An 11129-nucleotide genomic window follows, 5' to 3' on the forward strand; every position below is an offset into this window, starting at 1 on the left:
CCATGGGTTATGCCTGCCTCGCTTGCGGCTTGAGCCGCACGTATAGGGTTTTGTCGACCCGCGCCACCAACTCGCCCGCACCGTCACGGATGTCGACCTGTAGCCGTGGCAGGCACTTCTTGCCCTGGGCGGTCTGTTGGCGAATGTCGTCCAGCAGCGCGTCGTCGATGCGCAGCTCGGCATACACCGGGCCTTTGCCCGGGGCGATGAAGTCGATGCTGGCGGCCTTGTCCCAGACGATGTAGTCGCTGCCCAGCTGCTCGATCAGCAGCAGCATGTAGAAAGGATCGACCATGGAATAGAGGCTGCCACCGAACTGGGTGCCGACGTAGTTGCGGTTCCAGCGCGTCAGGCCCATGCGCACCTTGACGCTGCGCAGGTCCGGGCTGATGCGCTGGACACGGATGCCGGCGCCCAGGTAAGGCGGATAAAGGTTCAACAGCCAGCGCAGCAGACGCGCACGGCGGGCGAGCCTGCGGGCGTCACTCATGCCAGGCCTCGGAGGTCGGCGCGGGTGCCCAGGCCCATGGCCTGGCGGGCGAACCAGCTTTTCGCCGGGGGCAGCAGATCCAGCCCCAGCAGCCCCAGGTTGCGACCGGCGGTCAATACCGGCTGGCCGCTGCCGAACAGCCGGGTAACCTGGTCGGAGAAACCGATGGTCAGGGCCTGGTCGCGTTGCTGGTGTTGTCGGTAGGCCTGTAGCGTGGCCAGGTCGCCAGGGACCTGCGGGCCTGCCAGCAGCACCTCGGCCAGGGCCTGGACGTCACGCAGCGACAGGTTGAAGCCTTGCCCGGCGATCGGGTGCAGGCTGTGGGCCGCATTGCCCAGCACCACCAGATTCGGGCGCACCTGTTCCTGGGCTTCGATCAGCGACAGCGGATACAGATGCCGCGCGCCGACCTGGCGCAAGGCGCCGAGGCGGTAGCCGAAGACCTGTTGCAATTCGCTGAGGAACGTCCGCTCGTCGACCTGCGCCAACCGCTGCGCGTCCATGCCCTGACGGGTCCAGACCAGCGCGCAGCGGTCGTCCGGCAACGGCAGCAGGGCCATCGGCCCCTGCTCGGTGAAGCGCTCGAAGGCCTGGCCGCGGTGCGCGGCGCCGGGCGTGATGTTGGCGATCAGCGCACTCTGCTCGTATTGCGTACTGCGCACGTGGATGCCCAATCGCTCGCGCAAGCCAGAGCGGCCGCCGTCGGCCAGGATCGCCAGATCGCACTCCACGCTGGTGTCGTCGTCCAATTGCAGGCGGTAGCCGCCCGCCAGTGGCTGCATCGCCTTGACCTCGGCCGGGCAGCGCCAACTGACCACCTCGCGGTCCAGGCCCTGCCACAGGCACTGGCCCAGCCAGGCGTTCTCCACCACGTAGCCCAGCGCCGGCACGCCTTCGTCCTGTGCGTCCAGGCGGGTAGCGCCCAGGCGGCCACGGTCGGACACCTGGATCTGCAGGATCGGCTCGGCACGCTGTTCGATGGCCGGCCAGAGGCCGAGCTGTGCATAGATCTGCCGGGTGCCGAACGAGAGCGCCGAGGAACGCGCATCGTAGCTGGGCTGGAAATCGTCGCCGGGGGCGAAAGGCTCGATCAGCAGGATGCTCCAGCCGCGCGCCTTGGCACCGGCCTGCAAGGCCAGCGCCAGGCTGGCGCCGACCAGTCCGCCACCGATGATCGCCAGGTTCACGCGCTTCATGCGACGTCCTCGCGCGCGGCGGCCATCAACGCCTCGATCTCGGCGACCGTTTTCGGCACGCCCGAGGTGAGGATTTCACAGCCTTTTCGGGTGACCACCACGTCGTCCTCGATCCTGACCCCGATACCCCGCCACTTCTTGGCGACCTGGGTGTTGTCCGGGGCAATGTAGATGCCTGGCTCGACGGTCAAGGCCATGCCCGGTTCGAGCACGCGCCACTGGCCACCGACCTTGTATTCGCCCACATCGTGCACGTCCATTCCGAGCCAGTGCCCGGCCCGATGCATGTAGAAGGCACGATGGGCTTCGCTGTCGATCAGCGCCTGCACCTCGCCGTCGAGCAGGCCGAGGCGTACCAGCCCCTCGGTGATGACCCGCACGGTGGCTTCGTGGGCCTGGTTCCAGTCCTTGCCCGGCGCGATTTCATCGAAGGCGGCCTGCTGGGCATCGAGCACCAGTTCGTAGATGGCCTTCTGTTCGGCCGAGAACCTACCGCTGACCGGAAAGGTGCGGGTGATGTCGCTGGCGTAGCAGTCGATCTCGCATCCGGCGTCGATCAGCACCAGATCACCGTTCTTCAATGGCGCATCGTTCTGCTGGTAATGCAGGATGCAGGCGTTGCGCCCGGCCGCGACGATCGAGCCGTAGGCCGGCATCTTCGCGCCGCCCTGGCGGAACACGTAGTCCAGTTCGGCTTCCAGGCTGAACTCGTGCAATCCGGCGCGGCAGGCCTGCATGGCGCGCACGTGGGCACGCGCCGAGATGGCGGCGGCCTGGCGCATCACCTTCACTTCCGCCGCCGACTTGTACAGGCGCATGTCGTGCAGCAGGTGGTCCAGGGCGACGAATTCGTTCGGTGGCTGGGCACCCAGGCGCGCCTTGGAGCGGATCACGTTGATCCAGTCCATCAGGCGCCGGTCGAATTCCGGATTGCTGCCCATGGCGCTGTAGACCCGCTCGCGGCCCTCGATCAGGCCGGGGAGAATCTCGTCGATATCGGCGATGGGGAAGGCATCGTCGGCGCCATAGTCGCGGATGGCGCCTTCCTGCCCGGCCCGCAGGCCATCCCAAAGCTCGCGCTCGGGGTTGCGCTCGCGGCAGAACAGCACGTACTCGCCATGCTCGCGCCCAGGGATCAGGGCGATCACCGCTTCGGGCTCGGGGAAGCCGCTCAGGTACTGGAAATCGCTGTCCTGACGATAGACGTGCTCCACGTCACGGTTGCGGATCGCCACCGCAGCGGCCGGCAGGATGGCGATGCTGTCGGGGACCATCTGCGCCATCAGCGCCTTGCGCCGACGCGCGTATTCGGCCTTGGGTATGTGGCTCATGGGCGAACGATCCCCGAAACGATCAATGCAGCGATGGCTTGGCGGCGGGCGCGACGGGCGCGGCCAGTTCCGTGTACAGCAGCAGCGGCGCGACGCGCAGGTACTCCATGACCTCCATGTAGTCGTTCTCGCCGTCCTCGGACTCTTCCAGCGCTTCCTGGACCTGGGAAATGGCCACCAGATCCTGCAGCACTTCCTTGGCATCGGTGGACAGGTCCTTGCCACCGGCGTTCAGGCCGAAGCCGGCGATGAAGCCCTGGCACCACTGACCGAGGGCGGTCGCGCGCTCGGTCAGCGGCAGTTCGTCGCCCGGCAGCAGCAGGACGATGGCGACGTCTTCGCCGGTGAGTTCGGCCTTGACCATTTCCTGCAGGCCGATCAGGGCGTTGCGGACACTGTCGGCGGGCTCGGATTCGAGCAACTGGGCGGCATCGGCCAACCAGGCATCGGCATCGAAGCCAGCCCCGGCGCAACTGCGTCCGATCAGCAGGCCGTGCAGCTCGGCAGGAGAGACGGGATGACCGTTGCTCGAAAGCAACGTGGCGAAGGCGGTATACGGCGATTGGGTATTGGGCATGGGCGGCTAGGCGCCAGACGGCGCATATGACTAGAATGAAGGCCTTGTATCCTAGCACCGGCAGGCGCGCCAAGACCATCAGCGCCGGCCGTCGCGGCTCGGGCAGATGCATGATCGCCAGGCGATCGACGAAGGAGCGGAGCGAGTGCAACCCACGCAAGACAATGACCTGCAGGCGCTGATGAGCCGATTCGAGTTGCTGATTGCACGTGTCGAGCAACTAAAACGGCAAAATGCACTCCTAGTAGCGCAGGAACGGTCCTGGCGCGAAGAGCGCGCCCACCTCATCGAAAAGAACGAGATCGCCCGGCACAAGATCGAGTCGATGATCTTGCGTCTGAAGGCCCTGGAGCAAGACTCATGAGTTCAAGCAATAGCGTCACCGTCCAGATCCTCGACAAGGAATACTCGATCATCTGTCCGCCCGAGGAACGCAGCAACCTGGTCGGCGCGGCGCGCTACCTGGACGGCAAGATGCGCGAGATCCGCAGCAGCGGCAAAGTGATCGGTGCCGATCGCATCGCGGTGATGGCGGCGCTCAACATCACCCATGAAATGCTCCACCGTCAGGAACGTCCCGACGGTGCCGGCGAGGGCACCGGCACCCGCCGCGAACAGGTCCGCGACCTGCTGGAACGCGTCGACCAGGCGCTGTCCGACGATCCGGTTAGCAAAAAAGACTGAGATCGGTATACTGGTCGCACTCCCTGGTGGATGCGCCAGTCGGTTATGTCCCTGAGCCGATACGCACAACCACGGGGGTTGCACGTGGAGCAGGTGTGCATGTCCGCCCGACGGAAAGCCTTAATGCTTCCTGCAATCTCCACCTTGAACTTTCGGGTTCAAGGGCTACACCGATAGCGGTCTTATCGGGGAGCCTGAATACTGGATGCCCGCCCCTTCGGCGGGCATTTTCGCTTCTGCTGCCCATCCTCTGCCGCCCCTGTGGCGGCCAGCCTTCGGGATCGCCCGTGCCATGACCGACACCGCGCCGCTCACCCGCCCACAGTTGCGCCGCGCCCTGCGCAACGCCCGTCGTGCCCTCACCCCCGTTCAGCAGCGCCAGGCCGCCCGCGGCCTGTATCGCCAGCTGGCGCAGCATCCGCTGTTTCGCCGTGCCCGGCACATTGCGCTGTACCTGCCCAACGACGGCGAGATCGATCCACGCCTGCTTCTGCACGAAGCGCAGCGCCGCGGCAAGCGCACCTACCTGCCCGTGCTGCATGCCTGGCCGCGCACGCGCATGGTGTTCCAGCGCTTCGAGCGGGGCGAGCGCCTGCGCCGCAACCGCTTCGGTATCGAGGAACCGGTGGTCGAGCGCAAGCGCCAACGGCCGATCTGGGCGCTGGACCTGATTCTGCTGCCATTGGTGGGGTTCGACGAGCTGGGCGCGCGCCTGGGAATGGGCGGAGGCTTCTATGACCGCAGCCTGGCTTACCAGAACCGCCGCCAGTCATGGAAGAAACCCGATCTGCTGGGCCTGGCCCACGAGTGCCAGAAAGTGCCGCGACTGGCCCAGGCCCAGTGGGACGTACCGATGCGCGGAACCGTGTCGGACCGTCGCTGGTACCTGGCGTCGGCCTGAAGACCGCGCCGCGAAAATCAGCGGTGCTGCTGAGGGGTGGACACGGCCGACGTCTGGTAGGACTCGTCCAGCTTGCGCTCCCACAAACCCTGCGCATAACCGGTGGTGACCACACCCAGGCCGAAGATGAAGGCCAGGATCCACAGCAGGTCCGGTTTGCGTTTGTTCATGGTTGCCCCCCTCGGCAAACTGATCGGGCTCGGCAGCCTTCTGAGTGCGGCCGGAGCGTCTGACGTTAAAATCGGCGCATTCTCCGACAACGTGAGGCAACACGCAAACGTTGACGCCAACCGGCTGTCGGTTTGATGCAACATCCTATTACCATTCTTGTCCGGAGCCCCGTATGGCCTACTGGCTGATGAAATCCGAGCCTGACGAACTCTCCATCGAAGGCCTGTCCCGCCTCGGCCGAACGCGCTGGGACGGCGTACGCAACTATCAGGCGCGCAACTTCCTGAGGGCCATGAGCCTAGGCGACGAATTCTGCTTCTACCACTCCAGTTGTCCGCAACCGGGCATTGCCGGGCTGGGCCGGATCGTCGTGGCGGCCTACCCGGACCCAACCGCGCTGGACCCGCACAGCCCTTATTTCGATGCCAAGGCCAGTGCCGAGAAAAATCCCTGGAGCGCTGTCGAGGTCGAGCATGTGCGCACCTTCGCGCAGGTGCTGGGCCTGGGGCTGCTCAAGCAGCAGGCGGCGCTGGAAGAGATGCCCCTGGTACACAAGGGCAGCCGGCTCTCGGTGATGCCGGTCACGGCCGCGCAGTGGCAAGCCATCTGCGCGCTGGCGCGGTAGGCCGGATGGCTCCGGGCAGTGGCGAGCGGCCGTCGCGGGCAGGCGCTACTGCACGATCAGGTTGTTGAACAGCAGATCCTCGACGATCGGCTTGCCTTCCTCGGCCTGCATCACCTGCTGCACCTGCTTGAGGGCTTCCTGGCGCAAGGCTTCCTTGGCCTCGACGTTGCTCATGCTGTCCACGCTCTGCTGGGTGAACAGCGCCACCAGCTGGTTGCGAATCAACGGCTCGTGGTGCTTGACCGCTGCCGCCGCCGCATCGCCGGTCACACGCAAGGCCACGTCGGCCTTGTAAACCCGTAGTTTGGGTCCGCCGTCCAGCGCATAGTTGCCGACGAATGGCGGGCTCAGGCTGATGTAGGCCACCTTCGGCTCACCTTCCTTGGCCTCTTCGCCCAGGGCCGCTACCGGCAGCATCAGCGCCAGCACCATCAAGATCCACGCTTTCACGAATTCGCTCCTCGACACAATTGGCGCCAGCTTACCCAGCCAGTCGTTCAAACCCAAGCCCGGGCTTATGCCGGCTCATCAGAGCGGGCCATGCTCGTTGACCCGCCCACTCGCCTTCCTACACTTATCGGCCAATGCCCGTAAAGGAATAGTCCGATGAAAGCCGTGCTGTGCAAGACCCTGGGACCGGCCAGCGACCTGGTGCTGGAGGATATCGCCCATCCGCAACCCAAGCCCAACGAGGTGCTGCTGGACGTACAGGCCGCCGGGGTGAATTTTCCCGACACCCTGATCATCGAGGGCAAGTACCAGTTCCAGCCGCCACTGCCGTTCTCGCCCGGTGGGGAAGCCGCGGGGGTGATCGCTGCCGTGGGCGACAAGGCGGGCAGGTTCGCAGTGGGCCAGCGGGTCATGGCCCTGACCGGCTGGGGCGCGTTCGCCGAGCAAGTCGCGGTGCCGCACTACAACGTGCTGCCCATCCCGGCCGACATGGACTTCACCACCGCGGCCGCCTTCGGCATGACCTACGGCACCTCGATGCACGCCCTCACCCAGCGCGGCCAGCTGCAGGCCGGGGAAACCCTGCTGGTGCTGGGCGCCGCCGGCGGCGTCGGCCTGGCGGCGGTGGAGATCGGCAAGGCCCTGGGCGCACGGGTCATCGCCGCCGCCAGCAGCCCGCAGAAGCTGGCGGTCGCCCAGGCGGCCGGAGCCGACGAGCTGATCGACTACACCCAGGACAGCCTCAAGGACGAGATCAAGCGCCTGACCGGCGGCCAGGGCGTGGACGTGATCTTCGATCCGGTGGGCGGCACGCTGTTCGACCAGGCGGTGCGCAGCCTGGCCTGGAAGGGTCGGTTGCTGGTGGTGGGCTTTGCCAGCGGCGAGATCCCGCAGTTGCCGGCCAACCTGGTGCTGCTCAAGGGCGCGGCGGTCCTGGGGGTATTCTGGGGCGCATTCGCCCAGCGCCAGCCTCAGGACAATGCGGCCAATTTCAGGCAGCTGTTCGACTGGCACAGCCAGGGCCTGCTAAAGCCGCTGGTGTCCCATACCTATCCTCTGGCCGAGGCGGGCAAGGCCATCGAGTGCCTGGCACAGCGCCAGGCCATGGGCAAACTGGTGGTGCTGACGCGCGAGTGAATGACGATCACGCCCGCAGGTTCGATCGCAAACGGAATGACCCTCGCACTTTTTTTCGCTTGTGAGCCCAGTCCATTCCCCGCTTTCATGTAAGGGTATCGATCACCTTCAGGAACGTCAGCGATGCCCGCCCACGATTTCGTCAGCCCGGACCACATCCGCGCGCAATTTTCTGCCGCCATGTCGCACATGTACAAACAGGAAGTGCCGCTATACGGCGCGCTACTGGAGCTGGTGGGCGACATCAACCGGCAGGTCATGGCCGAGCGCCCCACGCTCGCCCAGGCCCTGCGCTGGACGGGCGAAATCGAACGCCTGGACCAGGAGCGACACGGCGCGATACGGGTCGGCACGGCGGAGGAGCTGGCGACCATCGCCCGCCTGTTCGCCGTCATGGGCATGACCCCGGTCGGCTACTACGACCTGAGCCCAGCAGGCGTCCCGGTGCACTCGACCGCCTTTCGCGCGGTGCACGAGCGATCGCTGCACGTCAGTCCATTTCGCGTCTTCACCTCCCTATTGCGCCTGGAACTGATCGACGACGCGCCGTTGCGCGAACTGGCCCGCGGCATCCTCGCCAAACGGCAGATCTTCACCCCGGGCGTGCTCGAGCTGATCGAGCGCCACGAGCGCGAGGGCGGCCTGAGCGCGGCCGATGCCGAGCGTTTCGTCGAGCAGGCGCTGCACACCTTCCGCTGGCACCAGCAGGCCACCGTGAGCGCGGCGCAGTATCGTCGATTGCATGACCAGCACCGGCTGATCGCCGATGTGGTGGCGTTCAAGGGCCCGCACATCAACCACCTGACGCCACGCACCCTGGACATCGACGCGATCCAGGCCGGCATGCCGGCCAAGGGCATTTCGCCCAAGGCCGTGGTCGAAGGCCCGCCGACCCGTCAGCACCCCATCCTGCTGCGCCAGACCAGCTTCAAGGCCTTGCAGGAGACCGTGGCTTTCAGCGACGCGCCGGGCAGCCACACGGCACGCTTCGGCGAAATCGAACAGCGCGGCGCTGCGCTGACCCCGAAAGGGCGTAGTCTTTACGACCGACTGCTCGACGCCACGCGCGAGGCACTGGGTACGGCGCCCACCGAGAGCAATGCCGAACGCTATCAGGCGTTGCTGGCCCGGCATTTCGCCGAGTTCCCCGACGACCTGGCACAGATGCGCGAACAAGGGCTGGCCTACTTCCGCTATTTCGCCACCGAGAAAGGCCTGGCCGAGCGCACGCGCGCCGATCGTCCCTCGACCTTGCAGGGGCTGATCGACGTGGGTCACGTGCACTACGAGGCATTGGTCTACGAAGATTTCCTGCCGGTGAGCGCGGCAGGGATCTTCCAGTCCAACCTGGGCGGCGACGTCCAGGCCGAGTATGGCAGCAACGCCAACCGCGAGGCGTTCGAAGCGGCGCTGGGCCTGCCCGTGCAGGATGAACTAGCGCTCTACGCCCAGAGCGAACGACGCTCGCTGCAAGCCTGCGCCCAGGCCTTGCAGATCACCCTGTAGCGGCGCCGATGGGGCCGTCGGCCGGCCCCGCTGCCAAGACTCTCAACTGACGGTGCCCTAACCGACGCGGAACCGATCCACTTCCTGACGCAACTGCTCTGCCAGCCCTTCGAGCTCGCGCGCCGTCGAGGCCAGTTCGTTGGCCACGTGGTGCTGTTCGCTGTTGGCCTGGGCGATGCTCTGCAGGTTGCGACTGAGCAGGGTGGCGGTGCTGCTCTGCTCCTGGGTGGCGGTGCTGATCACGGTGAATTGCTCACCCGCCGCCCGGCTTTGCTCGTCGATGCGCGCCAGTGCCTCGGCGACCTTGTCGTTGCGCTCCAGACCGTCCTGCATCAGGCGATTGCCCTGTTCCAGGGTGCTGATCGCCTGGCCCGTCTGCTGCTGGATGCTGGCGATCATGGTGGAAATTTCCTCGGTGGCCTGACGGGTGCGCGCCGCCAGCCCGCGCACTTCGTCGGCGACCACGGCGAAGCCGCGGCCCTGCTCGCCGGCGCGCGCCGCCTCGATGGCGGCGTTGAGCGCCAGCAGGTTGGTCTGTTCGGCGATGGCCGTGATGACCCCAACGATGCCGCCGATCTCCTGGGAGCGCGCACCCAGGCTGTCCATCACCGTGGCGGTACCGCCCAGCGCCTCGGCGATCTGGCGCAGCGAGGCCGAGGCCTGATCCATCGCGGTGCGACCGATACGGGTCTGCTGGGCATTGTCCTGGGCCATGCGTTCGGTGCCCGCCATGTTGTCGGCGATATTCATCGACGTGGCGCTGAACTCCTCCACCGCACCGGCCATGCTGGTGATCTCGCCGGACTGCTGCTCCATGCCTTCACAGGCACCCGACGACAGCCCGGCCAGCGAGCGTGAGCGCGCGGTGACCTGCTCGGAGGCGCTACGAATGTGCGCGACCACGGTGGCCAGGGCATCGGCCATCTGGTTGAAGCTGCGTGCCAGCTGCCCGATCTCGTCGGTGCTGGTCACGGCCAGGCGCGCGCTGAGGTCGCCGGCACCCAGCGCCTCGGCCTGGCGCACCAGATCATCCAGTGGGCGTAGCTTGCGCCGCAGCAGCCAGAGGGTTGCGAGCACCGCCAGGATCATGGCCAGCAGGCTGCCGATCGCCAGGCGCAGGCCGACGCTCCAGGTCACTTCGCGAATTTCCGCTTCCGGCATGCTCGCCACCACCGTCCACGGGCCTTCGGCGAACGGCTGCACCACGCTGAAGAAGCGCTGCTGGCCACTGTTCCAGAAGTGCCCCTTCTCACCCAGGCCGACCACCGAGGTGGCCGCCGCTCGCTCGTCGTCGACACCTGCCGGCGGCACCAGCCACTGGTTCTGGTTGTCCAGCAGCGCCAGCGAGCCGGTCTTGCCGATGCGGAACCGCTTGAGGTTGGCGAACTGGGCATTCTGCGCATCGGTGTAGTCGAAGCCGACGAACAACACGGCGATGACTCGGCCACTGCGGTCGCTGACCGGCACGTAGCGGGTCATGTAGTTGCGCTCGAACAACACGGCGCGACCCACGTACATCTGCCCGGCCAGCAACCGCGCGTACGCGGGGTGCTGGCGGTCCAGCTGGGTGCCGATGGCGCGGCTGCCGTCCTGCTTCTTGAGGTTGGTGGCGATGCGCACGAAGTCGTCGCCGCTGCGCACGAACAACGTGGCGATGCCGGCGGTCATCTGCTGGAATTCGTCGACGATGCTCAGGTCGTTGTTCAGCAGTCGGTCGCCCAGGTACAGAGCCGGCGTGGCCACATTCGCCACCTGCACGCTCTGCTCGGCCTTGAGGGTCAGGCCAGAAGCGAAACGTCGCTCGAACAGCCCGCTCAGGCGCTGGGTGTTGTCCTTGAGCGAGCCATGGAACGTGTCCAGCTGATCGGCGAGCAGCCGCGCCTCGCTGGCCAGATGCTGCTGGCGGGTGGCGAGGTTGGCGACATCCAGCGAGCGCAGGGCGAACAGGGTACTGCCGGTAATCACCAACGCCAGCACGATGGCCAGGGCGATACCGAGTTGCGAGGCGATGCGGGCACGAGGGCGAGGCATGACGAAGCTCCTTGGCTAGGGGCCGGGATC

13 protein-coding genes, 1 other RNA gene and 1 pseudogene are annotated in these 11129 nt (G+C 66.4%); 7 read left to right on the forward strand and 8 right to left on the reverse strand.

All coding sequences use genetic code 11. The annotated features are described in order from the left end of the window. Positions 1–7: 7 nt before the first annotated feature. From IAE34_RS21505 to IAE34_RS21520, 4 genes are read right to left on the reverse strand one after another with little or no spacing between them, the layout of a single operon-like run. Complete coding sequence (locus tag IAE34_RS21505; protein ID WP_200140971.1) at positions 8–490, reverse strand: DUF4442 domain-containing protein; 483 nt, start codon at positions 488–490, stop codon at positions 8–10. Further along, complete coding sequence (ubiH, locus tag IAE34_RS21510) at positions 487–1686, reverse strand: 2-octaprenyl-6-methoxyphenyl hydroxylase (protein ID WP_200140972.1); 1200 nt, start codon at positions 1684–1686, stop codon at positions 487–489. Before ubiH ends, IAE34_RS21505 begins: the two co-directional genes overlap by 4 nt. Next, complete coding sequence (gene pepP, locus IAE34_RS21515) at positions 1683–3017, reverse strand: Xaa-Pro aminopeptidase (RefSeq protein ID WP_200140973.1); 1335 nt, start codon at positions 3015–3017, stop codon at positions 1683–1685. The genes ubiH and pepP overlap by 4 nt, the downstream gene beginning before the upstream one ends. 22 nt (positions 3018–3039) lie before the next feature. Beyond that, on the reverse strand, positions 3040–3594 hold the full coding sequence (locus IAE34_RS21520; RefSeq protein ID WP_200140974.1) for a YecA/YgfB family protein: 555 nt from the start codon (positions 3592–3594) through the stop codon (positions 3040–3042). 106 nt (positions 3595–3700) lie between these two features. Here IAE34_RS21520 and IAE34_RS21525 point away from each other — a divergent pair, with 106 nt between their 5' ends. From IAE34_RS21525 to IAE34_RS21540, 4 genes are all read left to right on the forward strand, one after another. Beyond that, on the forward strand, positions 3701–3958 hold the full coding sequence (locus IAE34_RS21525; protein ID WP_200140975.1) for a TIGR02449 family protein: 258 nt from the start codon (positions 3701–3703) through the stop codon (positions 3956–3958). Further along, positions 3955–4278, forward strand: coding sequence for a cell division protein ZapA (locus IAE34_RS21530; RefSeq protein WP_200140976.1), 324 nt, complete (start codon positions 3955–3957; stop codon positions 4276–4278). The genes IAE34_RS21525 and IAE34_RS21530 overlap by 4 nt, the downstream gene beginning before the upstream one ends. Positions 4279–4295: 17 nt before the next feature. After that, a non-coding RNA gene (gene ssrS, locus IAE34_RS21535) (6S RNA) lies at positions 4296–4474 on the forward strand. A 96-nt stretch (positions 4475–4570) separates the two neighbouring features. Then, a complete protein-coding gene (locus tag IAE34_RS21540; RefSeq protein WP_200140977.1) occupies positions 4571–5179 on the forward strand; it encodes a 5-formyltetrahydrofolate cyclo-ligase in 609 nt (202 codons plus the stop codon). A 17-nt stretch (positions 5180–5196) separates the two neighbouring features. Here IAE34_RS21540 and IAE34_RS21545 read toward each other — a convergent pair whose 3' ends face one another. Beyond that, on the reverse strand, positions 5197–5349 hold the full coding sequence (locus IAE34_RS21545; protein ID WP_200140978.1) for a hypothetical protein: 153 nt from the start codon (positions 5347–5349) through the stop codon (positions 5197–5199). Between the two features lie 173 nt (positions 5350–5522). Between IAE34_RS21545 and IAE34_RS21550 the strand changes: the two genes are divergently transcribed. Then, positions 5523–5975: an EVE domain-containing protein gene (locus IAE34_RS21550; RefSeq protein ID WP_200140979.1), complete on the forward strand. Its 453-nt coding sequence runs from the start codon at positions 5523–5525 to the stop codon at positions 5973–5975. Between the two features lie 45 nt (positions 5976–6020). Here the strand turns inward: IAE34_RS21550 and IAE34_RS21555 are convergent, their stop codons facing one another. Next, positions 6021–6425, reverse strand: a complete 405-nt coding sequence (locus tag IAE34_RS21555; RefSeq protein ID WP_200140980.1) for a flagellar basal body-associated protein FliL — start codon at positions 6423–6425, stop codon at positions 6021–6023. A gap of 156 nt (positions 6426–6581) precedes the next feature. Here IAE34_RS21555 and IAE34_RS21560 point away from each other — a divergent pair, with 156 nt between their 5' ends. Together IAE34_RS21560 and hglS are read left to right on the forward strand one after the other, a co-directional pair. Next, a complete protein-coding gene (locus IAE34_RS21560; RefSeq protein WP_200140981.1) occupies positions 6582–7562 on the forward strand; it encodes an NADPH:quinone oxidoreductase family protein in 981 nt (326 codons plus the stop codon). A 123-nt stretch (positions 7563–7685) separates the two neighbouring features. Then, positions 7686–9068: a 2-oxoadipate dioxygenase/decarboxylase HglS gene (gene hglS / locus IAE34_RS21565; protein WP_200140982.1), complete on the forward strand. Its 1383-nt coding sequence runs from the start codon at positions 7686–7688 to the stop codon at positions 9066–9068. 57 nt (positions 9069–9125) lie between these two features. On the opposite strand, the gene IAE34_RS24815 is transcribed toward hglS, so the two are convergent. Both IAE34_RS24815 and IAE34_RS24820 read right to left on the reverse strand, forming a co-directional pair. Then, positions 9126–9992 carry a methyl-accepting chemotaxis protein gene (locus IAE34_RS24815; protein ID WP_442793260.1) on the reverse strand — a complete coding sequence of 289 codons (867 nt, stop codon included), beginning with the start codon at positions 9990–9992 and terminating at the stop codon, positions 9126–9128. Further along, a pseudogene (locus tag IAE34_RS24820) lies at positions 9990–11099 on the reverse strand (Cache 3/Cache 2 fusion domain-containing protein); the annotation flags it as partial. The gene IAE34_RS24815 and the pseudogene IAE34_RS24820, both read right to left, overlap by 3 nt. Between the last annotated feature and the right edge of the window lie 30 nt (positions 11100–11129).

Origin of the sequence: Pseudomonas sp. S30, from assembly GCF_016518545.1 — a bacterium.
Classification (GTDB): Bacteria; Pseudomonadota; Gammaproteobacteria; order Pseudomonadales; family Pseudomonadaceae; genus Aquipseudomonas.